At 68.1% G+C, this 25,426-nt stretch carries 20 protein-coding genes; 12 read left to right on the top strand and 8 right to left on the bottom strand.

Annotated features, from left to right (window positions below; all coding sequences use genetic code 11):
- Nucleotides 1–59 precede the first annotated feature (59 nt).
- From smeC to smeA, 3 genes are read right to left on the bottom strand one after another with little or no spacing between them, the layout of a single operon-like run.
- Complete coding sequence (gene smeC / locus AC5P99_RS12675; RefSeq protein WP_446832281.1) at nucleotides 60–1,475, bottom strand: multidrug efflux transporter outer membrane subunit SmeC; 1,416 nt, start codon at nucleotides 1,473–1,475, stop codon at nucleotides 60–62.
- Nucleotides 1,472–4,621 carry a multidrug efflux RND transporter permease subunit SmeB gene (gene smeB / locus AC5P99_RS12670; protein ID WP_495213212.1) on the bottom strand — a complete coding sequence of 1,050 codons (3,150 nt, stop codon included), beginning with the start codon at nucleotides 4,619–4,621 and terminating at the stop codon, nucleotides 1,472–1,474. The genes smeC and smeB overlap by 4 nt, the downstream gene beginning before the upstream one ends.
- Before the next feature lie 12 nt (nucleotides 4,622–4,633).
- Nucleotides 4,634–5,830 carry a multidrug efflux RND transporter periplasmic adaptor subunit SmeA gene (smeA, locus tag AC5P99_RS12665; RefSeq protein WP_495213211.1) on the bottom strand — a complete coding sequence of 399 codons (1,197 nt, stop codon included), beginning with the start codon at nucleotides 5,828–5,830 and terminating at the stop codon, nucleotides 4,634–4,636.
- A gap of 129 nt (nucleotides 5,831–5,959) precedes the next feature.
- On the opposite strand from smeA, the gene baeS reads away from it, so the two are divergent.
- The 10 genes from baeS (at nucleotide 5,960) to AC5P99_RS12615 (ending at nucleotide 16,535) form a co-directional block, all read left to right on the top strand.
- Nucleotides 5,960–7,351, top strand: coding sequence for a sensor histidine kinase efflux regulator BaeS (baeS, locus tag AC5P99_RS12660; protein ID WP_495213210.1), 1,392 nt, complete (start codon nucleotides 5,960–5,962; stop codon nucleotides 7,349–7,351).
- Nucleotides 7,348–8,037, top strand: coding sequence for a response regulator (locus AC5P99_RS12655; RefSeq protein WP_005414809.1), 690 nt, complete (start codon nucleotides 7,348–7,350; stop codon nucleotides 8,035–8,037). The genes baeS and AC5P99_RS12655 overlap by 4 nt, the downstream gene beginning before the upstream one ends.
- 132 nt (nucleotides 8,038–8,169) lie before the next feature.
- Entirely contained in the window at nucleotides 8,170–8,991 is an 822-nt protein-coding gene (locus tag AC5P99_RS12650) for a nucleotidyltransferase domain-containing protein (RefSeq protein ID WP_005411529.1), read from the top strand.
- Between the two features lie 140 nt (nucleotides 8,992–9,131).
- Complete coding sequence (locus tag AC5P99_RS12645; RefSeq protein WP_005411530.1) at nucleotides 9,132–9,662, top strand: gamma carbonic anhydrase family protein; 531 nt, start codon at nucleotides 9,132–9,134, stop codon at nucleotides 9,660–9,662.
- A 123-nt stretch (nucleotides 9,663–9,785) separates the two neighbouring features.
- Nucleotides 9,786–10,475 carry an RDD family protein gene (locus AC5P99_RS12640; RefSeq protein ID WP_005414811.1) on the top strand — a complete coding sequence of 230 codons (690 nt, stop codon included), beginning with the start codon at nucleotides 9,786–9,788 and terminating at the stop codon, nucleotides 10,473–10,475.
- Entirely contained in the window at nucleotides 10,472–11,464 is a 993-nt protein-coding gene (locus AC5P99_RS12635; RefSeq protein ID WP_099605390.1) for a stage II sporulation protein M, read from the top strand. Before AC5P99_RS12640 ends, AC5P99_RS12635 begins: the two co-directional genes overlap by 4 nt.
- Nucleotides 11,454–13,076, top strand: a complete 1,623-nt coding sequence (locus AC5P99_RS12630) for a DUF4129 domain-containing protein (RefSeq protein ID WP_099605392.1) — start codon at nucleotides 11,454–11,456, stop codon at nucleotides 13,074–13,076. Before AC5P99_RS12635 ends, AC5P99_RS12630 begins: the two co-directional genes overlap by 11 nt.
- Nucleotides 13,073–14,257, top strand: a complete 1,185-nt coding sequence (locus tag AC5P99_RS12625) for a DUF4350 domain-containing protein (protein WP_033833771.1) — start codon at nucleotides 13,073–13,075, stop codon at nucleotides 14,255–14,257. Before AC5P99_RS12630 ends, AC5P99_RS12625 begins: the two co-directional genes overlap by 4 nt.
- On the top strand, nucleotides 14,254–15,240 hold the full coding sequence (locus AC5P99_RS12620) for an AAA family ATPase (protein ID WP_099605388.1): 987 nt from the start codon (nucleotides 14,254–14,256) through the stop codon (nucleotides 15,238–15,240). Before AC5P99_RS12625 ends, AC5P99_RS12620 begins: the two co-directional genes overlap by 4 nt.
- Nucleotides 15,237–16,535 carry a DUF58 domain-containing protein gene (locus tag AC5P99_RS12615; protein WP_495213209.1) on the top strand — a complete coding sequence of 433 codons (1,299 nt, stop codon included), beginning with the start codon at nucleotides 15,237–15,239 and terminating at the stop codon, nucleotides 16,533–16,535. Before AC5P99_RS12620 ends, AC5P99_RS12615 begins: the two co-directional genes overlap by 4 nt.
- Before the next feature lie 32 nt (nucleotides 16,536–16,567).
- Here the strand turns inward: AC5P99_RS12615 and AC5P99_RS12610 are convergent, their stop codons facing one another.
- From AC5P99_RS12610 to AC5P99_RS12600, 3 genes are read right to left on the bottom strand one after another with little or no spacing between them, the layout of a single operon-like run.
- Nucleotides 16,568–17,215, bottom strand: coding sequence for a hypothetical protein (locus AC5P99_RS12610; protein ID WP_099605386.1), 648 nt, complete (start codon nucleotides 17,213–17,215; stop codon nucleotides 16,568–16,570).
- Entirely contained in the window at nucleotides 17,215–18,393 is a 1,179-nt protein-coding gene (locus AC5P99_RS12605; protein ID WP_123959197.1) for a glutathionylspermidine synthase family protein, read from the bottom strand. The genes AC5P99_RS12610 and AC5P99_RS12605 overlap by 1 nt, the downstream gene beginning before the upstream one ends.
- Nucleotides 18,394–18,400: 7 nt before the next feature.
- Nucleotides 18,401–18,973 (bottom strand): DUF1190 domain-containing protein, encoded by a 573-nt coding sequence (locus AC5P99_RS12600; protein ID WP_005414818.1) that lies wholly within the window; start codon nucleotides 18,971–18,973, stop codon nucleotides 18,401–18,403.
- Nucleotides 18,974–19,458: 485 nt separating this feature from the next.
- On the opposite strand from AC5P99_RS12600, the gene ilvD reads away from it, so the two are divergent.
- Nucleotides 19,459–21,297: a dihydroxy-acid dehydratase gene (gene ilvD / locus AC5P99_RS12595; protein ID WP_123959201.1), complete on the top strand. Its 1,839-nt coding sequence runs from the start codon at nucleotides 19,459–19,461 to the stop codon at nucleotides 21,295–21,297.
- 226 nt (nucleotides 21,298–21,523) lie between these two features.
- A complete protein-coding gene (locus AC5P99_RS12590; RefSeq protein WP_123959203.1) occupies nucleotides 21,524–22,696 on the top strand; it encodes a DUF418 domain-containing protein in 1,173 nt (390 codons plus the stop codon).
- 106 nt (nucleotides 22,697–22,802) lie between these two features.
- On the opposite strand, the gene dinG is transcribed toward AC5P99_RS12590, so the two are convergent.
- Both dinG and AC5P99_RS12580 read right to left on the bottom strand, forming a co-directional pair.
- The gene (dinG, locus tag AC5P99_RS12585) at nucleotides 22,803–24,905 is read right to left on the bottom strand and encodes an ATP-dependent DNA helicase DinG (RefSeq protein ID WP_088436052.1); all 2,103 of its coding nucleotides are present in this window, start codon (nucleotides 24,903–24,905) and stop codon (nucleotides 22,803–22,805) included.
- Between the two features lie 167 nt (nucleotides 24,906–25,072).
- Nucleotides 25,073–25,426, bottom strand: coding sequence for a hypothetical protein (locus AC5P99_RS12580; protein ID WP_005411542.1), 354 nt, complete (start codon nucleotides 25,424–25,426; stop codon nucleotides 25,073–25,075).

Genomic DNA, 25,426 nt, shown 5'->3' with positions numbered 1-25,426 from the left:
TGTGCCGACCAAGGTCGGCACCTACCGGAGCGGTAGACACACCCACATTGGCGGGCGCGTTACCGCGCGTCCGCGCCACCACCCAGCACCTTGAACAACGTCACCCGGTTGCCCGCCTCCTGCTGCTGCAGGGCGATCAGGTCCTGCTGCGCGGCATACAGGCTGCGCTGCGCATCCAACGACTGCAGGTAGCCATCCAGTCCGGTGCGGTAGCGCGCATCGGCCAAGGTGTAGCTGCGCTGGCTGGCGGCCACCAACGCGCGTTGCGCATCGATCTGCGCGGCCAGGTGATCACGCGTGGCCAGCGCATCGGCCACTTCGCTGAAGGCCTGATGGATCGCCTTCTCGTACTGCGCGATGCCGATGTCCTTGCCGATCTTCGAGGCATCCAGCGACGCCTTCAGTGCGCCGGCATGGAAGATCGGCGCGGTGATGCTGGGCACGAACGACCAGCCACGGGTGCCGGCCGAGAACAGCGTCGACAACGCGGTGGAGCTGTGCCCGTAGTTGGCAGTCAACGTCAGCGTCGGGAAGAATGCAGCGCGCGCGGCACCGATATCGGCGTTGGCTGCCTGCAACGCATGCTCAGCGGACAGCACGTCCGGGCGCTGCAGCAACACGCTGGAGGGCAGGTTGGCGGGCAGCGGTGCCAGCGCGACGCTGCCTTCCAGCACCTGCGTTGTCGGCAGCAGTGCCGGATCCAGCGGCGCCCCCGCCAACAGCTGCAATGCATCACGATCCTGCGCCTGCTGCGTCTGCAGCTTGGCGAGCGCGCCGCGCGCGGCTTCCACGCTGGTCTGCACCTGCGACAGGTCCAGGCCCGAGGCCAGCCCCTGTGCATGGCGGGCCTCGGTGCGCTGAAGGGTCTGCTGCTGGCTGTCCAGCGTTTGTTGCGTGAATGCCAGCGACTGCTCGTCGGCCGCCAGCGCCAGCCACGCCGTCGCCACTTCGGCGACCAGGCTGGTGCGCGCGGCGCGCTGGTTCTCGGCGCTGGCCAGCCAGTTCTGCAGCGCCTCGTCCTTCAGGCTGCGGATACGCCCGAACAGGTCCAGCTCCCAGCTGCTGATGCCCACCTGCACGGCATCGGATTCGGTCACCTGGGTGACGCCGGTCTCGCTGTTGGCATCGCTCACCCGCGAACGGGTGACACTGCCGCTGGCATCTACCGACGGCAGCAGTGCCGCGCGCTGGATGCGGTACTGCGCGCGCTCCTTCTCCACCTGCAGCACCGCCACGCGCAGGTCGCGGTTGTTCTGCAGCGCCAGCGCGATGACCTGCTGCAGGCGCGGTTCCAGGAACACGTCGCGCCAGGCCGGCATCGCCGGTGCCGGTTCGGCCTCACCGGTGGCGGCATTGCCGAACTGCGCCGGCACCGGGGCCTCGGGACGCTGGTAGAGCGGGGCCATGCTCACGCAGCCGCCCAGCACGGCGGTCATCGTTGCGGCCGCCAGGGCGCGCAGCAGCATCGGCTTCATGGGCTTGTCTCCGGGACAGTGGCGTCGGCCGGCGCGCGGCCCGGGAACAGGCGGCGCACCAGCAGGTAGAACAACGGCACGAAGAACATGCCCAGCACCATCGAGGCCACCGTACCACCGGCCACGCCGGTACCCAGCGAACGGCGCGCAGCCGAACCGGCGCCGGTGGCGAACACCAGCGGCAGTACGCCCATCAGGAACGCCAGCGAGGTCATTACGATCGGCCGCAGCCGCAGATAGACGGCCTGCAGGATCGCTTCGCGGGTGCTCTTGCCCTGCTGTTCGAGGATGCGCGCGAACTCGACGATCAGGATGCCGTTCTTCGCTGCCAGACCAATCGTGGTCAACAGGCCGACCTGGAAGTACACATCGTTGTTGAGGCCACGCAGGTTCATCATCAGCACGGCACCGAACACGCCTACCGGCACGGCCAGCATCACCGCGAACGGCACCGCCCAGCTTTCATACAGCGCGGCCAGGCACAGGAACACGAACAGCAGCGAAATGGCATACAGCATCGGCGCCTGGTTGCCCGACAGCTGTTCCTGGTAGGCCATGTCCGACCAGGCGTGGCTGAAGCCTTCCGGCAGTGTGTCGGCCAGGCGCGCGATCTCGGCCATCGCCTCGCCGGAGCTGACACCCGGCGCCGGTTGGCCGGTGATTTCCATCGCCGAGATGCCGTTGTAGCGCTGCAGTGCGGCCGGCGCACTGGTCCAATGCGTGCTGATCAGCGACGACAGCGGCACCATCTGCCCGGCCTGGTTGCGCACGCTCCAGCGCTCGATGTCCTGCGGCTGCATGCGTGCTTCGGCGGTGCCCTGGATGAACACCTTCTTGATGCGGCCCTTGTAGATGAAGTTGTTGACGAAGTCGCCGCCCAGCGCCGCGTTCAAGGTGTCATTGACGTCCTGCGGGTTCACGCCCATGGCCTGCACCTTGGCGTCGTCCACCTTCACGGCGTATACCGGCGCGTCTTCCAGGCTGGCGTAGCGCACGTTGACCAGCTTCGGGTCCTTGGCGGCTTCCTTCAGCAGCGTGTTGCGCGCGGCCACGGCGGCGGCATGGCCGGCACCGCCTTCGTCCTGCAGTTCCAGGGTGAAACCGCCCGCATCGCCGAGGCCAAGGATGGCGGGTGGCGAGGTGATGAACACCTGCGCATCGGGCACGCTGGCCATCGCCCGCGTCAACCGTGCGGCGATGGTATCGGCGTCGTCCTTGCGGTCATCCCAATCCTTGAGCCGGATGAAGGCCTGGCCGACGTTCTGCCCGCTGCCGGTGACACTGAAACCGGCGGTGGCCTGGATCGACAGCACGCTGTCGTCCTTCACTGCGGCGGCACTGAGGCGATCCATCACCGCACGGGTCTGCTCCAGGGTGGAGCCGGCTGGCAGCTTCACCAGCGCGTTGAGCATGCCCTGGTCCTCATCGGGCAGGAATGCACCCGGCAGGTGCCACAGCAGCAGGCCGGTGGCCACGCTCAGCACCAGGTAGAACAGTACCCCCAGCGTGCGCCGGCCAAGGAAACCATCCACGCGATGGCGCAGGCCGTTGGAAGTGCGCTCGAAGCGGTGGTTGAACCAGATGAAGAACTTGCCCAGCAGGCTCGGCTCGCCAGCGTGGTCGCCATGCGGATGGCCGCCCTTGGGAATCTGACGCAGGATGCTGCCGCACAGCGCCGGGGTGATGGTCATCGCCACCAGCACCGACAGGATCATCGCAGCAGCGATCGTCACCGAGAACTGGCGATAGATCACGCCGGTGACACCGCTGAAGAACGCCATCGGCAGGAACACCGCGGTCAGCACCAGCACGATGCCGACCAGCGCACCGGTGATCTGGCCCATCGCCTTCAGCGTGGCCCGCTTCGGTGCCAGCCCTTCGAAGGTCATCACCCGCTCCACGTTCTCCACCACGACGATGGCATCGTCCACCAGCAGGCCGATGGCCAGCACCAGCGCGAACATGGTCAGGGTGTTGATCGAATACCCGAACGCGGCCAGCACGCCGAACGTGCCCAGCAGCACCACCGGCACCGCGATGGTCGGGATCAACGTGGCCCGCCAGTTCTGCAGGAACAGGTACATCACCAGCACGACGAGCGCGATCGCCTCGATCAGGGTGATCACCACTTCCTTCAGCGAGATGGTCACGAACGGCGTGGTGGTGAATGCCACATGGGCGGTGTAGCCGTGCGGCCAATACTTCTGCAGCTGCTGAAGCCGTGCATCGATGGCCTTGGAGACGGCGATCGCGTTCGCACCGGCATTGAGTTCAATGCCCAGCGAGGCCGACGGCTTGCCGTTGAAGGTGCTGATGCTGTCGTAGCTCTCCGGCCCCAGGCCGATCGTCGCCACGTCGCCCAGGTGCACCACGCTGCCGTTGGCATCGGCCTTGAGCACCACCTGCGCGAACTGCTCGGGCGTGTGCAGGCGGCTGCGCGCGGTCACGGTTGCGTCCAGCTGCTGGCCCTTCAGCGCCGGCTGGCCACCCAGCTCACCGGCCGACACGTCGGTGTTCTGCGCCTGCAGTGCGGTCTCGATGTCCGACGGCATCAGTGCGTACTGGCGCATCTTTTCCGGGTCCAGCCAGATACGCATGGCGTATTCCTGGCCGATCGGCTGGATGTTGCCGACGCCGCTGACACGGCTGATCTGGTCGTCGATGCGCGCTTCCATGAAGTTGGCGACATCGAAGTTGTCCATGCTGCCGTCTTCGCTGGTGAACGACAGCACCTCGAAGATCGAACCACTGGACTTGGTGATGGTCAGGCCGTTCTGCTGCACCGCCTGCGGCAGCGTGGCCATGGCGGCCTGCAGCTGGTTCTGCACCTGCACCTGCGCGGTATCCGGGTTGGTGCCGGTGGCGAACACCAGGTTGACCTGCGCCGAGCCATCGGAGGCGCTGGTGGAGGTCATGTACATCAGGTGGTCCAGGCTCTGCTGGGACTGCTCGATGACCTGGGTGACCGCGTTTTCCACGGTCTGCGACGAGGCGCCGGTGTAGGTGGCGCGGATGGTGATGGTGGGCGGGGCGATCTGCGGGTAGCGGTCCACCGGCAGGATCAGGATCGCGAGCAGGCCGAGCAGGCTGACCGCGATGGCGATCACCCAGGCGAAGATCGGCCGGTCGATGAAGAAACGAACCATGTGGGCCAGGCCTCAGTGCGACTTTTCGTCGGTGTTGCCGTTCGGGTCGATCGCCGGCATGGCGGCCAGCTGTGCGCTGGTGGCCGCCACCGCCTTCACCTGCTGGCCAAGCGCTACCGCACTGCCGTTGCTGACGATCACCCGCTCGCCGGCCTTCAGGCCCTGCGTGATCTGCCACTGGTTGCCCACTACCTGGCCCGTGTTGACCCGGCGCTCGACCACGTGGTCCCTGGCATCGAGCAGGCGCAGCAGCGGCTCGCCGCGTTCATTGCGCAGCACGGCCTTCTGCGGCACCAGCAGGGCACGCGCGTCGGTGGCCATCGGCAGCACTGCCTTCAGGTACATGCCCGGCAGCAGCAGGCCGTCCGGGTTCGGAATGACCGCGCGCAGCACCACGTTGCCGGTGCCCGGATCGACCGCGCTGCCGACGAACTCCAGGGTGCCTTCATGGGCATACGTGCTGCCGTCTTCCAGCAGCACCTTCACCTGTGCCTTGCCGTCGATGGCCTTCACCAGGCCGGCATCGAGCTGCTTGCGCAGCGCCAGCATCTGCGTGCTGGACTGGGTGACATCCAGATACACCGGGTCCAACCGCTGGATGGTCGCCAGCGCCGCGTCCTGGCCGGCGGCGACCAGCGCGCCGGCGGTAACGCTGGAGGTACCGATGCGGCCCTCGATCGGTGCGGTCACCCGGGTGTAGTCGAGGTTGATCCGCGCGGCCTGCAATGCCGCGCGCGCGGCGATCACATTGGCCTGGGCCTGCTTCAGTGCCGAGGTCGCATCGTCGGCGTCCTGCTTGCTGGCTGCGTCCATGCCCAGCAGCGTGCGGGTGCGCTCGGCCTTCGGCTGCGCCGACAGCACGGTGGCCTCGGCCTGCGCCAGCTGGCCACGCGCGGTATCGAAGGCGGCCTGGTACGGCGCCGGATCGACCTGGTACAGCAGCTGCCCGGCCTTGACCTGCTGGCCTTCGGTGAACAACCGCTGGCGGATCAGCCCACCGATCTGCGGCCGTACCTCGGACACCTCGAACGGCACCGCCCGGCCAGGCAGGGTCTGCCGCAGTGCCAGCGGCTGCGCGCTGGCAGTGATGACGCCCACTTCGGGGGTGGCCGGGGCTTCGGTCCTGCCCGCCGAGCAGGCCGCCAGGGCCAGCAACAAGGGCAACAACAGCGGACGGGGGGGGCGGGACAGCGGGCGCGGGAGTGACATGGGGGGCGTGGGGGCCTTGCGTTGACCCGTGCACGCTGCCGTGGAACTGTGCAGAGAATATGGAGAATGTGCGACCGGCTCAGCTGGCGCTTGCTTTCAGCGCCGCATGCGCCGCTAATTGCCCCCGCGATGGCGACGTTTCGACTCAAATTCGGCCTGACCGCGAAGACCTTCCTCGCGATCTTCACCGCCTGCCTGCTGGTGCTGGCAGTGAACGGTATTGCCAGCCGCGTGGCCTTCCAGACCGGCTTCCTGGACTACCTCAACGACCAGGGCGACCTGCGCATGCAGCGGCTGATGCCACACCTGCAGCGCGAGTACCGCGAGCACGGTGGCTGGGAGCATCTGCACGGTGATGGCGACCGCTGGGCGCGGCTGCTGCGCCCGGACCTGGCCCATGGGCACGAAGGACCGGTGCCGTCGCTGTCCGACCAGACCGGCGTGCCGTCGCGCCTGGGCCTGTTCGACGCGCAGCACCGTTTCGTGGCCGGCAACCCCGACGCCACCAGCGATGACGAGCCGCATGCGGTGCAGGTGGACGGGCAGACCGTCGGTTGGCTGGGCATGGTGCCGTTCCAGACCGTCATCGCCACCAACGACCTGAATTTCTACAACACCCAGGTGCGCGCCTGGTGGGTGATCGGCATCGCGCTACTGCTGGTGACGGTACTGCTGGCCTGGCTGGTATCGCGTGCGCTGCGCCAGCGCCTTGCCAAGCTGGCCGCTGCCACCCACCGGTTGGCCGCCGGTGACTACGCCACCCGCATCGAGCGCACCAGTGACGATGAGCTGGACGCGCTGGTCAACGACTTCAACCGGATGGCGCAGGCGCTGGACGATACCGAACGCAACCGCCGCGCCTTCATTGCCGACATCTCGCATGAGCTGCGCACGCCATTGGCAGTGGTGCGCGCCGAGCTGGAGGCGATCGAAGATGGCATCCGTCCGCTGGACCGAGCCAACCTGGTGGGCCTGCAGGGCGAGATCCGCCAGCTGGGCAAGCTGATCGACGACCTGCACGACCTGTCGATGACCCAGTCCGGCGGCCTGGCGTACCGCTTCGCGCCACTGGACCTGGTGGCGCTGCTGCGCAGCGAACTCAATGGCATGCGCGTGCGCTTCGCCAATGCAGGCCTGGCGTTGGAAGAAGACCTGCCCGCCACGCCGTTGCAGGTGTCCGGTGACGAGCGGCGCCTGCAGCAGGTGCTGGCCAACCTGCTGGAAAACGCACTGCGCTACACCCATGCCGGTGGCCGCGTACGCGTGCAGGCAGCGCGCGTGCCTGCCGGCGTGCAGCTGGTCGTGGAAGACACCGCGCCGGGCGTTCCGGCCGACAAGTGTGCACTGCTGTTCGAACGCTTCTACCGCGTGGAAAGTTCGCGCAACCGCGCCAGTGGCGGCAGCGGGCTGGGCCTGGCCATCAGCCACAACATCATCCTCGCCCACCACGGCGTCATCCACGCCGCGCCCTCGCCGCTGGGCGGGCTGCGCGTGGTCATCACCCTGCCGGAGCCTGCATGAGCACGTCGCCCGCCACGTCCACGAAGATCCTGATCGTCGAGGACGAGCCACGCCTGGCCTCGGTACTGCGCGACTACCTGGCCGCCGCCGGCATGGCCAGCGAGTGGGTGGACGACGGTGGCCAGGTGATCGACGCATTCGCGCGCTACCAGCCCGACCTGGTGCTGCTGGACCTGATGCTGCCGCAGCGCGACGGCGTGGACCTGTGCCGCGAACTGCGTGCCAGCAGCGATGTACCGGTCATCATGGTCACCGCAAGGGTGGAAGAGATCGACCGCCTGCTGGGGCTGGAGATCGGCGCCGACGACTACATCTGCAAGCCGTTCAGTCCGCGCGAAGTGGTCGCGCGGGTAATGGCGGTGCTGCGCCGCTACCGCCCGGACCCGGGTGCGCGCGCCAACGGTGGCCTGCACATCGACGAGCCGGCCGCACGCGCCACCTGGAACGGCAAGGGCCTGGACCTGACGCCGGTGGAGTACCGCCTGCTGCGCACGCTGCTGGCCACCCCAGGCCGGATCTGGGCGCGCGATGAACTGCTCGACCGGCTGTACCTGGACCATCGCGTGGTGGTCGACCGCACCGTCGACAGCCATGTGCGCAACCTGCGCCGCAAGCTGGCCGACGCCGGCATGGAAGGCGAGCCGATCCGTTCGGTGTACGGCATGGGCTACAGCTACGAGCCCTAGCCGGTAGTGCCGGCCGCTGGCCGGCAACCGCAGAATTCCAAGTGCGCCCGTGAGCTTGCCGGCCAGCGGCCGGCACTACAGGTGCGCACTTGCGTTACAGTCGAGCACGCTCGACATTACGAACACAACTGCATGGACGACATCCACCCGATCGCGCCGGACAAGCGCGCCGCCATCCTTTCCACCCTGGCTGACATCGAACAGCGCTACGACGTACGCGTGCTGCTGGCCTGCGAGTCGGGCAGCCGCGGCTGGGGCTTTTCCTCGCCCGACAGCGACTACGACGCGCGCTTCATCTACGTGCATCGCCAGCCTTGGTATCTCAGCGTCAACGAGAGCACCGGTCCCGGCGAAGCGCAGCGCGATGTGATCGAACTGCCGATCGACGATGAGCTCGACGTGAGCGGCTGGGACCTGCGCAAGGCACTGCGACTGGTTTCAAAATCCAATCCGACCCTGATCGAGTGGCTGCGCTCGCCGATCGTCTACCAGCAGGATCAGGCGGCGGTGTCACAGTTGTGGGAAGCAGCGAAAGCGTTCCATTCACCGCTGGGCACCTGGTGGCACTACTTCAACATGGCGCGCTCGAACCATCGCGGCTACCTGCGTGGCGAAACGGTGCGCACCAAGAAGTACCTGTACGTGCTGCGCCCACTGCTGGCCTGCCAGTGGATAGAGCACGAACAGACACCCCCGCCGATGGCCTTCGAGGATCTGCTGGACCGGCTGCTGCCAGACGGTGCGGTGCGTGAAGTCATCGATGCCCTGCTGGCGGTCAAGCGGGCCAGCGCCGAGGTCGCCGCCGGGCCGCGCATTGCGGCGATCAGCGACTACATCGATCGTGAACTGGCCATCCGGACTGCGCAGGCGCCACAGCTGCCCGCCGGACGAGGTGATGCTGCGTGGCTGGATGAGCTGTTCCGGCAGATGCTGGCCGAGCACGCGCCTGCGTGAAGAGCCGCACCTGCCTCTGGTAGTGCCGGCCGCTGGCCGGCAACCACGGAAATCCAGGCGTGCCGCGCGGTTGCCGGCCAGCGGCCGGCACTACCACACGGGTATCATCGTCGCGAACGCCCTGATTTCCGGAGACCCCGATGAACCCGCTGCGCCCCTTCCGCGACAAGATGCCCATCCTCGGCGAGCGCGTGTACATCGACCCGTCGTGCACGATCATCGGCGACGTGGAACTGGGCGACGACGTGTCGGTGTGGCCGGGCACGGTCATCCGCGGTGACGTCAATTACGTACGCATCGGTGCACGCACCAACGTGCAGGACGGCACCATCATCCACGTCAGCCACCACAGCCCGTACAACAAGGCCGGCTACCCGACCCTGATCGGCGAAGGCGTGACCGTCGGCCACGGCTGCATCATCCACGCCTGCACGATCGGCGATTACAGCCTGATCGGCATGGGCGCCTGCATCCTCGACGGTGCCCGCGTGGAGCGCCATGGCTTCGTCGGCGCCGGTGCGGTGATCGGCCCCGGCAAGGTGGTGGGCGAAGGCGAGCTGTGGGTCGGCAACCCTGCCCGGCCGGCACGCACGCTGAGCGACAAGGAGATCGAGTCGCTGCACTATTCGGCCGACCACTACGTGCGGCTGAAGGACGAATACCGGGGCTGAGCAGCCAACGCTGCCGCGCGGCTCTGCTAAAGTCTGGGCCCGACCAGGACCTGTCGAGACCCCCATGCCTGTGGTTGCCAGCCGGAGAGGACTCCGGCGCCCACAACGAAGGCCACCGCGCTGATGGCCGCACCGATGCTCGATACCTACCGTGAGGTGGTGACGCCGGAGGGTGTGCTGCTTCAGTTGCCGGTAGCCGGACCGCTGCCGCGGGCCATGGCCTGGCTGGTCGATCTTGGCGTGCGCATCGCGGTGCTGGTGCTGATGGCGATTCCGCTGGCGGTGCTGGACGAATTCGGCTCCGGCCTCAACCTGGTGCTGATGTTCCTGGTCTACTGGGTCTACCCGATCGTGTGCGAGGCGCTGTGGGGCCGTACCCTGGGCAAGCGCGCGCTGGGCCTGCGCGTGCTGTCCCGCGATGGCGCGCCCGTGGGCTGGATGGCGGCGATCACCCGCAACCTGCTGCGTACGGTGGACATGCTGCCGTTCGGCTATGCACTGGGCCTGGTCAGCAGCCTGTTCGATCCGCACGGCCGCCGCCTCGGCGACCTGGTGGCCGGCACCGTGGTGGTGCACGCGCCTGTGCTGTACCTGCCGCCGCCACCTACCATCGACAGCGTGCTGGCCCCGCCGCAGCCACTGCGGCCGGAGGAACAGGCCGCGCTGATGGCCTTCGCCGAGCGCGCGCCACGGCTGTCGGCGGCACGCCAGCAGGAGCTGGCCGGCATTGCCGAGCCCCTGACCGGCACCCACGGCCAGGTCGCCGTGCTGCGCCTGTACGCCATGGCCAACTGGCTGCTGGGGCGGCGATGAAACAGGAACAGTTCGTCGCCCGCTACCAGCAGGAATGGCAGGAGCTGGAACAGTGGCTGCTGCTGCGTGCCGGCGCCTCGCGCCGCGCGCGCCGCAAGGCCAGCGGCCTGGCACTGGACGATACCGCCGTCCCGCAGCGCTACCGGCGCCTGTGCCAGCAGCTGGCGCTGGCCCGCGAGCGCGGTTACAGCCCGCAGCTGCTCCAGCGCCTGCAGCAGCTGATGCAGCAGGGCCACAGCGTGCTGTACCGCACGCCGCCGACACGCTGGCGGGGTGCCCTGGAGTTCCTGGTCGCCGACTTCCCGCTGCTCGTGCGCAGCCAGGCACGCAGCATGTGGGTGGCGCTGGCGATGTTCGCCCTGCCGGCAATCGCCTGCTTCGTGCTTGTACAGGTCTATCCGGACCTGATCCATACGTTGATGGACAACCGCCAGATCGCCGCGATGGAGCGCATGTACGACCCTGCCGCCGAACGACTGGGCCGCGACAGCGGTACCGACTGGATGATGTTCGGCCACTACATCCTCAACAACATCAGCATTGCCCTGCGCACCTTCGCCAGCGGCCTGCTGGCCGGGCTGGGTACGCTGCTGGTGCTGCTGTTCAACGGTGTCACCATCGGCGCGGTGGCCGGCCACCTGCAGCACATCGGGCACGGTGGACCATTCTGGCGCTTCGTGGCCGGCCATGGCGCGTTCGAGCTGACCGCGATCGTGATCGCCGGCGGTGCCGGCCTGCAGCTGGGCATGAAGCTGCTGGCACCGGGCCGGCGCAGCCGCCTGGACGCGCTGGTCGACGGTGGCCGCATCGGTGCGCGGCTGTGCCTGGGCGTGGCGTTCATGCTGCTGGTCGCAGCCTTCATCGAAGCGTTCTGGTCGTCGATCGCCGAACTCCCCGCATGGACCAAGTTCGGCGTCGCCGGAGTGCTCTGGGCCGGCGTGCTGCTGTGGCTGTGGCGTGGCGGGCGTGGAGGCGGTCATGCGCATTGACCGTCTGGACGTGGTGCTGCGTGCACGCAGCGGCTGGGAAGCGATGGAGCTGGGCAGTGCCCTCGCCCGCCGCCATGCGCGCGCCGTGTGGGGCAGCTGGCTGCTGGCCAGTGCTCCGTTGTTCGTGATCTTCAACGCGCTGGGATGGTGGCTGGATGCCTTCGGCTGGGCCTGGCTGGCGATGTGGTGGTGCAAGCCACTGTTCGAGCGTGCGCCGCTGTATGTGCTGTCGCGCGGCATCTTCGGCGAACCGGTCAGCACACTTTCGGCCCTGCGTGCGCAGCGCCACTGGGGCAACACTGGTTCCTGGGGCTACCTGGGCTGGCGTCGCTTCAGCGTGCTGCGCAGCCTGTGCCTGCCGGTGAACCTGCTGGAAGGCAACGCACCGGGTCAGCGCGGTCCACGCCGCCGTGCGGTGGCTGCCGGCGCCGCAGGTGCGGCGACAGTGCTGACCGTGACCTGCATGGCGTTCGAAGCGGTGCTGGTATCTGGTGCCATCGGTGCAGTGTTCATGTTCATGCCACTGGACCTGATGTCCGAATCCTGGCGTGCGGCCTGGGACATGATCGGCAAGGACACGCCGGCATGGGCACGCTTCGGTTTCAATCTGGCCTGCTGGCTGGCCTCGGCGCTGATCGGCCCGTTCTTCGTCGGTGCGGGCTTTGGCCTGTACTTGAACCGGCGTACGCAGATGGAAGCCTGGGACGTCGAAATCGCCCTGCGCCGACTGCGCGATCGCCTGCTGCCGGCGGCATCGACGCTGGCGCTGCTGCTGTGCCTGGCACTGCCGCTGGTCTCCGCCCCGGTGCATGCGCAGGACGCAGATGCCGAGCCCGGGCGCGCAATGGGCAAGCCCAACGCCAGTGACATCGCCGCCGAAGACGACGACGATGAACCGACCATCGACCCGGCCAACACGCCGGCCACCATCTTCGGTGGCACGCCGGTGGACACCGCCGGTTTCCGTCAAGCGGTTAACCGCGCCTATGAGGACCCGCTGCAGCGCCCGACCCGCGAGGTCACCCGCTGGAAGCCGATCGAGCAGGCCGAGGAAAAAAAGAAGGAAGACAAGCAGCTGCAGCGTGACACCAACAGCAAAGGTGAACGCAAAGCGCGCAGGGACGGCATCGACTGGCTGGCACGGCTGGCCGAATGGGGCCTGTGGGGCCTGCTCGGCATCCTGCTGCTGGTGCTGCTGCTGACCGCGCGGCTGTGGCTGCCATGGCTGCGTGGCAGTGGCCGGCGCAAGGCCGACGCTGCACCGGAGGTGCTGGAGGAACAGGTGGAGTTGCCGGTGGTGCTGCCGCCGGACGTGGCCACCCAGGCTGGCCTGCTCTGGGACCAGGGCCGGCCGCGGCAGGCGCTGGCCCTGCTGTACCGCGCCAGTGTGCGCACGGTGGGCGAGCGCAGCGGTATCGCGCTTCCACCTGGTGCCACCGAAGCGCAATGCCTGCGCGCGTCGCGGCGCATGCCTGATGCCACCGATCGTGACCTGTTCGCGCGCATCGTGCGCATGTGGCAGTACGCCGCCTACGGTGGCCGCCTGCCCAGCCGCGCCGATTTCGATGCATTGGTCGATACCCTGCGCCAGCAGTACGGGTGGCAGGCATGAGTCCGCGCCTGTTCTGGTCGCTGCTGCTCGGTGCATTGGTGCTGTTCGGTGTACCGCTGACCATCCTCTACCTGCGCACGCACGAACGGGTGACCGAGACGATCCGGCTGCCGCCACAGGGCGAAGCCGCCTACAACCCGCTGTACGTACTCGGCCAGGCCCTGCGCGCCGATGGCATTGACGTGCACTCGCGGCCACGGCTGGAACTGCAGCAGATGGCACTGGGGCCGAACGATACGGTGGTGCTGCTGCAGGACAGCAGCGAACTGCCGCCGCCCGTTGCCAGCGCGCTGCTGGACTGGGTCGACGGTGGCGGCCACCTGCTGGTACGTACACCGCCGCCGGCCGAGGACGATGCCGGCAGCACGCAGGGCCCCTTGCTGGACCGGCTGGGCGTGGACAGCCTGTTCCAGCGCAGCGACTGCCAGCCATTCCATGTCGACGACGATCCTGGCCACGTTGAATTCTGTGGTGGCCGCCGCTTCACCTTGGGTTTTGCCGCCAGTGCGCAGGCCGAACGTCGCTGGGGCACGGATCGCGACCTGGTGTTCGCGCGCCTGCGCCATGGCCAGGGCAAGGTGAGCGTGCTGGCCGACATGGAGTTCATGCGCAGCGAGGTGGACTCACCTGCGGCGCGCCTGGCCTCCGCAGGGGGCAAGGCCAGCGACGGCCTGCACGACGCGTCGCATCGCGACCTGACCCGCTACCTGCTCGATCCGAACTACGGCAAGGGTGCGGTCTGGCTGGTCTATGCCAGCCGCCCGCCGTCACTGTGGTCGCGCATGTTCTATCAGGGCTGGCCGCTGTGGGCACCGTTGCTGCTGGCCCTGCTGGGTTGGCTGTGGGGCCGCTCGCAGCGCTTCGGCAGCCTGCTGCCGTCGCCGGTTCTGGAACGCCGTTCGCTGCTGGAGCACGTGCGCGCCAGTGGTGAACTGCTGCTGCGCTTCGGTCACGGCGCGCGCCTGTACGAGGCCGTACTCGCCCTGTTCCTGCACCGCCTGCGCCTGCGCGCACCGGTTGCCGCCGCACTCGATGGCGCGCCGCGCGATCAGGCCATCGCCGAGCTGCTGAAGTGGCCGCAAGGCCGCGTTGCCAGCGCGCTCACGCCCCCTCCGCCGCACGATTCCTCCGCCCTGCGCGAGCGCATCCGCTTGCTGCTCCAGATGAGATCCCTGCTATGACCGAAGTCCCCGAGCTGCCGGCGGCCGCCAACGCCCGCCTGATCGAACGCGTCGATGCCATCCGCGATGCCGTCGGCCACGCCTTCATCGGCCAGGCTGATGTGCTGGACCAGATCCTGGTGGCCCTGCTGGCCGGTGGCCACGTGCTGATCGAGGGCGTGCCCGGGCTGGGCAAGACCCTGCTGGTGCGCGCGCTGGCCCAGGCACTTGAGCTGGACTACGGTCGCGTGCAGTTCACCCCCGACCTGATGCCCAGCGACGTCAGCGGCCACGCGGTGTACGACCCGAAGAGCGAGAGCTTCAAGATCCGTCGTGGCCCGGTGTTCACCAACCTGCTGCTGGCCGACGAGATCAACCGCGCACCGGCCAAGACCCAGTCGGCGCTGCTGGAAGTGATGCAGGAAGGCCAGGTGACCATCGAAGGCAAGGCCTTCACCCTGGCGCCGCCGTTCATGGCGCTGGCCACGCAGAACCCGCTGGAACAGGAAGGCACCTACCCGCTGCCGGAAGCACAGCTGGACCGCTTCCTGCTGAAGGTGCTGATCGACTACCCGCAGCTGGAGGACGAGAAGCGCATGGTGACCGCGATCACCAGCGGCCGCGCCGCCAGCGATTTCGACCTGAGCCAGGTGCCGCGCGTGCTCGGCGCCGGTGAGCTGCTGGAACTGCAGCGCGCCACGGCGGCGATCACCGTCGATGACGAAGTGATCGACTACGCGGTGCGGATTGTGGCGGCCACGAGGCAGTGGCCGGGTATCGCGGTCGGCGCTGGCCCGCGTGGCAGCATCGCGCTGGTACGTGCCTCGCGCGCGCAGGCGGTGTTGACCGGCCGTGACTTCGTCACCCCCGACGACGTGCGCGACATCGCGCGCCCCGCGCTGCGCCATCGCATCGCGCTGGCACCGGAACTGCAGATCGAAGGCCAGGACGCCGACGACGTGCTGGGTGCACTGCTGGCCAAGGTGGAAGCACCGCGCCGATGAGGCCGGCCCCGCTGCTGCTGGCGCTGCTGCTGGCCTGGGCCGCCCTGGGTGGCCTGGTGCTGGGCGGCCTGCTGCCGCGCTGGAGCTGGGCGCTGGCGGCAGTGGCAATTGCCGTGCCAGCGTTGATGGATCTGTGGCGGCAGACGCGGCGTCCATCGCCGCAGATCCAGCGTGAGCTGCCCGAAGCGCTGGCACTGGGCGTGCGCCGCGAGGCTGCACTGCGGCTGCAGGCGGACGCATCGATGACGGTGCAGGTGTTCGACCTGGTCCCCGGCGGCTGGCCGCTGGAGTCGCTGCCGCAGCGCGTGCGCCTGAAGGCCGGTAGCGCCTCCACGCTGCACTATCACCTGCAGCCGCTGCAGCGCGGGCACTTCCGCTTCGAAGGCGTGCACCTGCGCATGCGCTCGCCGTGGCGCCTGTGGTGGCAGCAACGCACGCTGCCTCCCGCGCTGGACGTGCGGGTCTATCCGAACTTCGTACCGCTCACCCGCTTCGCCCTGTTCAGCGCCGACCAGGCCTCGCGGCTGGTAGGTGCACACGTGAAGCGCCGCCGCGGTGAAGGCACCGACTTCCACCAGATGCGCGAGTACCGCATCGGCGACAGCCTGCGCCAGCTGGACTGGAAGGCCACCGCGCGTGCGCGCAAGCTGGTCTCGCGCGAGTACCAGGACGAGAAGAACCAGCAGCTGCTGCTGATGCTCGACAGTGGCCGCCGCATGCTGGCCAGCGAAGGCGGGCTCTCGCACTTCGATCATGCATTGAATGCCTCGCTGGTGGTGGCCTACCTTGCGCTGCGCCAGGGCGATGCTGCCGGCCTGTTCGCCACCGGTGGCGAGCGCCGCTGGGTGGCACCGCAGCGTGGCATGGGCACGGTCGAGCACCTGCTGCGTGCCAGCTACGACCTGCAGCCGCGCGTGGTGGCCACCGACTACCTGGCCGCCGCCACCGAAGTGTCGCTGCGCCAGCGCCGGCGCGCGCTGGTGATGCTGGTCAGCAACGTGCGCGACGAAGACATCGAGGATCTGCTGGCGGCGGTGCGCCTGCTGCAGAAACGCCACCTGGTGTGCGTGGCCAGCCTGCGCGAGCGCGAACTGGATGCTGTCCTCGATGATGAGGTGCAGTCGCTGGAGGACGCGGCACAGGCCGGTGCCGCGGCGCTGTACCTGCAGCAGCGCGCGAAAGCGCATGAGGCGCTGCGCAGCGAGAAGGTGATGGTGCTGGACGTGACCGCCGACGCCCTGCCCGGTGCACTGGTGGAGCGCTATCTGGCGGTGAAGCGCGAAGGGTTGCTCTGATACCAGGAGCGGTTGCCGGCCAGCGGCCGGCACTACCCCTGCAGCAATCGCCGCTGCAATCGCTCCACCGCACGCTGCAGCAGCACCCGGTTGCGGGCCAGCTTCATCCACTGCGGCAGGCGCGAGAACATGGATCGGTGATGGCCGCGGCTTTCGCGCAATGTCGCGCTCGCGTACTCGTGCAATGCGTGCAGATGTTCAGCGTTATAGGCCCAGAGCAGGCCTGCGCGGGTCTGTTCGACCAGGCACAGCGGCAATCCGAAGTGCGGATCGGTAGGCTCGGCATCACGCAATGGACGCACCGAGACCGAAACATCGGTACTGCGATCACATTGCGCACATCGAGCAGCGAAGGACGCCGGTGCAGGAACGCCAGCGGGAACCCGACGACGCACGTGCAGCCACTGATGCCCACAGAATCCACAAGGTTGGCGGCCCAGCATGTAGACCGCACCGACCCAGTCACCACTGTCCAGTGCAGAACTGCAGCCGGTGCAGCGGAATCGCGCGGTCCACCGGTAGGGTTCCCAGCTGGCGACCACCCAGCCGGGGGCGTCGCAGCGATGGCAACGCACCGCGACACGGTCCGCGAAGGCCTGCAGGCTGCGCCCGTCATCGAAGTGCCGGCCAGGCACGGGCGAAGAACGCCCATGCCGGCCAGGCCAACGCCGCACCGCCATCAGACGTAGATCCGCGTCGGCGCCTCGTCAACGATCGCATGCGGCACGAAGCGCGCACTGTCACGGGTGATCGCGCTGTCGTCTTCGCGGATGCCGACGCCGCAGGCGTGGTCACCCACCACCCAGCTGCCGATCAGCGGATAGCCGCCTTCGAAGCGGGTGAGCGGATGGGCGCGCTGGATGATCGCCGGGCCATCGTAGGGACCGTCGCTGCGCTGGGTGCTGCCATCGGCCAGATGCATCTCGATGTTCGCGCCTTCGCGCGAGAACAGCGGCTTGCGCACCCAGCCCGACGCCAGCGTGCTGCCGTCATCGAAATGCGCTTCCAGCAGGTTCGGATGGCCCACGTTACGCTGCCAAAGCAGCGGCAGGATGCCCTTGTTGCTCAACACCGCCTTCCACGCCGGCTCCAGCAGCTGCACGCCCGAGCCGGGCAGCGCGCGGCCGAATTCCTCGGCCATCAGGTCTTCCAGCGGGTACAGCTTGAACAGCGTGCCGATCACCGAATCGTCCAGCGCGGTGAAGCGGCCGTCCTCGGACAGGCCAATGTCCTCGATGGCGATGGCCTGGCCATGCAGGCCGGCCTGCGAGGCGCAGTCGCGCAGGTAGTCGACGGTGCCGCGGTCTTCTTCGGAACTGCCCACCGCGCTGAAATACAGCGGCGGTGGCAGCTGCGTGGCCAGTTCGCCGAAACGCTCGACCAGCGCTTCGTGGATCGCGTTGAACTGGTCGGCGTGCTGCGGCAGGCGACCGGCGTTGCGCTGGTCTTCCAGCCACTGCCATTGGAAGAAGCTGGCCTCGAACAGCGAGGTCGGCGTGTCGTAGTTCAGTTCGTACAGCTTGGCCGGGCCAGTACCGTCGTAGGCCAGGTCCAAGCGACCGTACAGATGCGGCTGGCGCTGGCGCCAGCTGTCGGCGATCCAGTCGCGGTAATGCGGCGGAATCGCCAGCTGGTCCATCAATCGTTCGCTGGCGATGACATCGCCGACCAGGTCCAGCGCCATCTGGTGCAGCTCGGCGCTGGGGTCTTCGATGTCCTGCTCGATCTGGCGCAGGGTGAACGCGTAGTACGCGCTTTCGTCCCAGTACGGCTGGCCGTCGATGGTGTGGAAGCGGAAACCCGCCTCTTCCGCGCGCGCCCGCCATTGGGCACGCTCGGCAATCCGGATGCGCTGCATGGGTCGATCAGCCGCCGTAGCTGCCGCTGCTGCTGCGGCGCGCGCTGCTGTTGCCGAAGCCACCACGGCTGGCAGTGACCGCACGGTTCGGTTCGCTGGTGACCGGGGCCAGGCCGGCCTTGCCCGCGCCGATGCCGCTGGCGGTGTTCAGGCCACCAGTGCCACCCGGTGCCGGGCGCGCCCAACCCGCATTCTTGTCCTGGTAGGCCGGCGCCGACGCCGGTGCCTGCGGTGCCAGGCCTCCGCGGTTGCTCAGCATCTGCGACATGAAGAAGCCCATCATCATCGGGCCGATGAACGAGGTACCGGCCGAGGTGTGCTGCTGCACGCACTGCTCCGGCTTGTAATCCTTCTCGCAGGCTTCCCTGCTGGCGTACTTCGGCGCCGCATCGGCGGCCTGCTTCTGCGCTTCGGCGAAGGCATTGCGGCACGACGACGGATCGCCGGTGGCCTCGGTGCAGGCCTCGACCGAGGTGTACAGGCCTTCCTGCACCTTCACCTCCGGCTCCTTCTGGCAGGCGGTGAACAGCAGCGGCGCGGCGCTCATCAGCAGCAGCGCGGTGGTGCGGGAACGTTTCATGGCCTCATGCCCTGTCGACGGATCAATGCCCCAATGATGCCAAATCCGGACCAGAAACCGGAATCGGCAAAGTCCGAAAGATGAACGGACTTTCATTTTCGTCGTTCCCCATCATCCACGCATGACGTGGATCCATCGTGTCGACCAAGGTCGACACCTACCAAGGGCAGAGCGCTGGCCCCGACACATCGCAGGAAACTGTCGAAGGCGGGGTGGGTCGGCTGGCGGGGGTGTCCGCGGCATGGATGCCGCGGCCAAGCCCCCAAGGACGGGTTTACGGCGTCCCCCGCCAGCGGACCCACCCCGCCTCCCGCAGGAAGCCCGCTGTTGCTTCGGCTGTTGCTTCGGCTGTTGCTTCGGCTGTTGCTTCGGCAGGTGCCGGGCGCAGCCCGGCCGGACCATCTCCGGTGGTTGCAGCAGCAACCGAAAAAATTGGCCATGATCGGCTGACCCCCACGTCGTACGGCCCGCCCGTTCCGCCAGCCATGCCCGAATACCGTTCCCGCACCTCCACCGCCGGCCGCAACATGGCCGGCGCCCGCGCCCTGTGGCGTGCCACCGGCATGAAGGACGGCGACTTCCACAAGCCGATCATCGCCATCGCCAACTCCTTCACCCAGTTCGTGCCCGGTCACGTGCACCTGAAGGACCTCGGCCAGCTGGTCGCGCGCGAGATCGAGCAGGTCGGCGGCGTCGCCAAGGAATTCAACACCATCGCCGTGGACGACGGCATCGCGATGGGCCACGACGGCATGCTGTATTCGCTGCCCAGCCGCGAGATCATCGCCGACGCCGTGGAGTACATGGTCAACGCGCACTGTGCCGACGCGCTGGTGTGCATCAGCAACTGCGACAAGATCACCCCCGGCATGCTGATGGCAGCGCTGCGCCTCAACATCCCGGTGGTGTTCGTTTCCGGCGGACCGATGGAAGCGGGCAAGACCAAGCTGTCCGAGCACAAGCTGGACCTGGTCGATGCGATGGTGGTGGCTGCCGATGACAGCGCTTCCGACGAGAAGGTGGCAGCGTTCGAACGCAGCGCCTGCCCCACCTGCGGCTCCTGCTCGGGCATGTTCACCGCCAACTCGATGAACTGCCTGACCGAAGCACTGGGCCTGTCGCTGCCGGGCAACGGCACCACGCTGGCCACCCATGCCGACCGTGAGGCGCTGTTCCGCCGTGCCGGCCGCCTGATCGTCGAACTCTGCCATCGCTGGTATGGCGGCGAGGACCCGAGCGCGCTGCCGCGCGGCATCGCCACCCAGGCGGCGTTTGCCAATGCGATGACCCTCGACATCGCCATGGGCGGCTCCACCAACACCATCCTGCACCTGCTGGCCGCCGCGCAGGAAGCGGAGGTCGACTTCGACCTGACCCACATCGACGCGCTGTCGCGGCGCGTGCCGCAGCTGTGCAAGGTGGCGCCGAACACGCCGAAGTACCACATCGAGGACGTGCACCGCGCCGGCGGTGTGTTCGGCATCCTCGGCGAGCTGGACCGCGCCGGCCTGCTCGAAACCACGGTACCCACCGTGCACAGCGCCAGCCTGGCCGAAGCGCTGGAACGCTGGGATGTGGTGCGCAGTGACAACGACACCCTGCACACCTTCTTCAAGGCCGGCCCGGCCGGCATTCCCACCCAGGAAGCCTTCAGCCAGGCCACGCGCTGGCCGACGCTGGACCTGGACCGCGCCGAGGGCTGCATCCGCTCGCTGCAGCATGCGTACTCACTGGAAGGTGGCCTCGCCGTGCTGCGCGGCAACCTGGCCGTCGATGGCTGCGTGGTGAAGACCGCCGGCGTGGACGAATCGATCCACGTATTCGAAGGTCCCGCGCGTGTCTATGAAAGCCAGGACGCCGCCGTTGCCGGCATCCTCGCCGACGAGGTGCTGCCGGGCGAGGTGGTGGTGATCCGCTACGAAGGCCCGAAGGGCGGCCCCGGCATGCAGGAGATGCTGTACCCGACCAGCTATCTGAAGTCGAAGGGGCTGGGCAAGCAGTGCGCGCTGCTGACCGACGGCCGCTTCTCCGGCGGCACCTCGGGCCTGTCGATCGGCCACGTCTCACCGGAAGCGGCCAGTGGCGGTGTCATCGGCCTGGTGGAAGATGGCGATCGCATCCGCATCGACATCCCTACCCGCCGCATCGATCTGCTGCTGGACGAGGCCGTGCTGGCCCAGCGCCGCGCCGACGCCGATGCCCGCGGCTGGAAACCGCGTGCGCCGCGCCCGCGCAAGGTCACCAGCGCGTTGAAGGCCTACGCCCTGCTCGCCACCAGCGCCGACAAGGGCGCCGTACGCAACACCGCCCTGCTGGGTGATTGACCGCCATACGGTAGTACCGGCCGCTGGCCGGCATCTGTACTGCGACGCCCCACTTCAATGAGGTTGCCGGCCAGCGGCCGGCACTACCTCTGCAACAATCGCCGCATCGCTCTGGTGGGTGCCAACCTTGGTTGGCACGGAACCCACAGCGCCGACCAAGGTCGGCATCTACCAACAACGGTTGCCGGCCAGCGGCCGGCGCTACCGATCCGCTACTCTGCGCGGCATGACCCAACGCCCGCCGCGCCAACCCCTCATCGATGCCCTGCGCGGATTCGCGCTGCTCGGCGTGTTCCTGGTCAACCTGCGCTTCTTTTCGCTCGATGCACTGATGACCGAGGCCGCGCAGCAGACCCTGCCAAGTGCCCCGTTTGATCACGCCATCCGCACCGGCATGGAATGGCTGGTGGACATGAAGGCGATCACCCTTTTCTCGCTGCTGTTCGGCATGGGTGTGGCGATGCAGATGGACGGCAATGCGCAGGGCAGCATGGCCGCGCACCTGCGGCGCATGGGTGTGCTGCTGGTGATCGGCCTGCTGCATTCGGTACTGCTGTGGTGGGGCGATATCCTGCTGGTGTACGCACTGGTCGGCTTGCTGTTGCCGCTGTTCCGGCACCTGGGTGATCGTGCCCTGCTATGCAGCGGCGTGATCATCGCCCTGCTGCTGCCACCGCTGCTGTCGCCGTGGATACGCGAATGGGTGGCCCTGCTGACTCCGCGCGCGCAGATGAATGCCACAGCGCTCGATGCATTGGCGCACGGCAGCCTGGCCCAGGCGTGGTGGCGCAACCTGCAATTGGCGGCGTGGCTGAAGCTGAGCAACTGGGCACTGCTGCTGTTCGTGCTGGGCCGCTTCCTGCTGGGCTACTGGGCGGGCCGCCGCGGCTTGTTGCAGCAACCGCGCGCGCATCTGCCTCTGCTGCGCGTGATCGCTCTCGGCGGTCTGCTGCTGGGCATCGTGTTCCTCTGGATCGATGTCAATGCAGATGCGCTCAAGCAGGCGTGGCCGGCGCTGCGTGGGGGCGTGCCCGGCTACCTGCTGCGCGTGTCGTACCGCGTTGCGCCGCTGGCATTGGGCATCGCTGCGGCGGCGATCTTCGCCCTGCTCTATCTGCGCCCGTGGGCCGAACGCGTGCTGCGCGTATTCGTTCCGGCCGGGCGCATGGCACTGAGCAACTACCTGCTGCAAAGCGCGATCTGCGTACCGCTGTTTGCCGGCTTCGGGCTGGGCATCGGCCCGCGGCATGGATTGTGGCCGGTGCTGCTGGTGGCTGCAGTAGTGTTCCCGCTGCAACTGCTGGCGAGCGCATGGTGGCTGCGCGGCCATCGTTTCGGGCCGGTCGAATGGCTGTGGCGCAGCGCCAGCGAAGGGCAATGGCTGCCGTTGCGGCGGTAGACACTACGGGGGCAGAAAAGGGGACGGAGGGAATTAAGTCGTTTACGGCAAAAACGACTTAATTCCCTCCGTCCCCTTTTTGCCGGCCAGCGGCCGGCACTACCGGTCAGCCGATCACGCGCTTGAACGGCGGCAGCGCGTCGATGATGCGCTTGCCGTAGCGGCGGGTCAGCAGCCGCGAATCAAGAATGACCACGCGGCCGGTGTCGGTGGAGGTGCGGATCAGGCGGCCGGCGAACTGGGTCAACGTGCGCAGCGCATGCGGAATGGCGATCAGGTTGAACGCATTGAGCCCGCGCCCCTCGAACCATTCGCTGAGGGTGGCGGTCTGCGGGTCGGTCGGCACCGCGAACGGCACCTGGGTGATCACCACCGTGGTGCAGGCTTCACCTGGCAGGTCGAGGCCTTCGCCGAACGAATTCAGCCCGAACAGCACCGAGCCTTCACCCGCCGCCACGCGGCGCAGATGCTCGTCAATCAGGCGGGTCTTGGACATCTCGCCCTGCACCAGCACCTGCTTGCGGCGCGCGGCCGACATCAGCCCAGCCACCTTCTCCATCTTCCAGCGCGAGGTGAACAGCACCATCGAGCCCTTGGCCCAGTCCAGTTCGGTGTCGAGATAGCGCGCCACTTCACGCGGGTGGCCTTCGCGGTCGTCCGGGGTGACCGGGAATTTCGGCACGATCAGTTCGGCCTGGTTGGGCAGGTCGAACGGTGACGACAGCGAGACCATCTCGGCCTCTTCCGGAATGCCGTTGTCGATCGCCAGCGACTGGAAGTCGCCACCGCCGGTCAGCGTCGCCGAGGTCATCACCACCGAGTCCACTTCATCCCACAGCAGCTTGCGCAGCACGTGCGCGGCCGACACCGGCGAGCCGTGCAGCACCAGGTCGCCGTCGCGGGTGGCGGTGACCCAGCGCGCCATCGGCGGCGCACCGTCCTTGTCTTCGCGACGCCAGGCCTGCCACAGGTTGTACTGCTGCTCGATCATTTCCAGCGCCATGCCCAGGTTGCGCTGCAGGCGCTCGCGCGCGGCATCGTCCGGCTTGCCCTTGGCCACCTGCGCGGTGGCGGCGTGCGCCCAGTTGTAGAGGCTGCGGGTATCGTCGGCGAGGGCCTCGATCGGCTCGCGCCAGGCCTCGGGCAGTCGCCCATTGGCCGCGCGCCACATCGGCTCTTCGTCCGCCGGCGCCGGCATCCACACCCGCTCGATATGATCGCGGAACGCGCGCAGCTGCTTGGCCACGTTGCTGGCCACCTCGATCGCTTCGTTCGGCAGCAGGTTGCCGAGGCGGTCCTTGTCGACCGCGCGGTAGGCGCCGGCGATCAGGATCTGCAGGCGGCCGGTACGCTTGGCCATCTCGTCCAGCGCCAGGCTCGCCGCGCCCTGGTCGATCGCCACGTTGCCGATGTGATGGCCTTCGTCCAGCACCAGCAGCATGTCCGAGGGCGGCGCGATCAACGGCTGGCCGTTGTCGCTGTCGCCGATCGACAGCGCCGACAGCAGCAGCGCGTGGTTGGTGACCACGATCTGCGCATCACGCACGGTGTTGCGCGAACGCAGCACCGCACACTGCGCCGAATAGGCACAACGGCGCCCGGCGCAGCCCGAAGCCGGCGTGGTGATGCGGCTGCGCAGGCCGGGGCTGATGGTCTCCGGTGCGTTGTCGATATCGCCATCCCAGCTGCCGCTGGTGAAGGCGTCGGTCAGGCGCTTGGCGATGTCCATCTCGATCGGCGCCAGTGGCCGGTCGAACAGCGGCGCGTCATCCTCGAACATGCCGCCCTGCGAGCCCTCGCCCTGCGCCTCGGCGGCATTGCGCGTGCACAGGTAGCGGGTACGGCCCTTGGCCAGCGCCACGGTCGCCTCCAGGCCGGTGGCTTTCAGGAAATTCGGGATATCGCGCTCGACCAGCTGCGACTGCAGCGCCACGGTGCCGGTGCTGATCACCAGCTTCTTCTTGCTGGCCAATGCGATCGGCACGCCTGCGGTGAGGTAGCCCAGGCTCTTGCCGACGCCGGTGGGCGCCTCGACCACGCCGACGCCACCGCTTTTCGACAGCGCACGCGACACCACGCCGATCATCTGGCTCTGCGAGCGACGGGTGGAAAAGCCGGGGGTATTGGCCTGCAGCGTCGTGTACGCCTTGCGGATCGCGTCCTTCAAGGTGTCATCGAGGGTGCGCGGAGCGGCGACGGTTTCGGTCACGCCGGGAATTACCGTAGCTGGATCAGGCCGGGCATTGTCGCATGGCCGGCCGCATTCACCGCCGCTGGGACCCTGAACGGGCCAGCGACGACGCCCGCTGGCGGTCCCGGTCCAATGGCCGGACCATCCCAGGGGCAGATACGCCGGGCATGGCCCGGCGCGACCGGTCAGGCGGCCGGGAGCGTACGGGTACGCAGCAGGCGCACCAGCGCCCACACCACCAGCACCACACCGATCGCCTCGACCATCGCCAGCGCGAAATGCAGCACGCCGAGGATGGCACTCAAGCTCGACACGGCACTGAAATCACCGCTGCGGACCATCCACATCGGCAGGATGCCCGCCGCCATGCCGCCGAGGCTGGCCAGCAGCAACAGCAGCAGGCCGACCAGGGCACCGGTGCGGGTGGCATCGCGCGGTGCGCCGACCACCCAGACCAGGCCCACGCACAGCGCGATCAGCACCGGCAGGCGCACGCCCACCATGCTCAGCACCGTGACCAGCAGGGTTGTGCCGTCCAT

The sequence above is a fragment of the Stenotrophomonas sp. YJH_SMC_80 genome (assembly GCF_059372495.1).
Note: the sequence above shows the minus strand (reverse complement) of the source record. Positions and strands in the feature narration are given on the sequence as shown.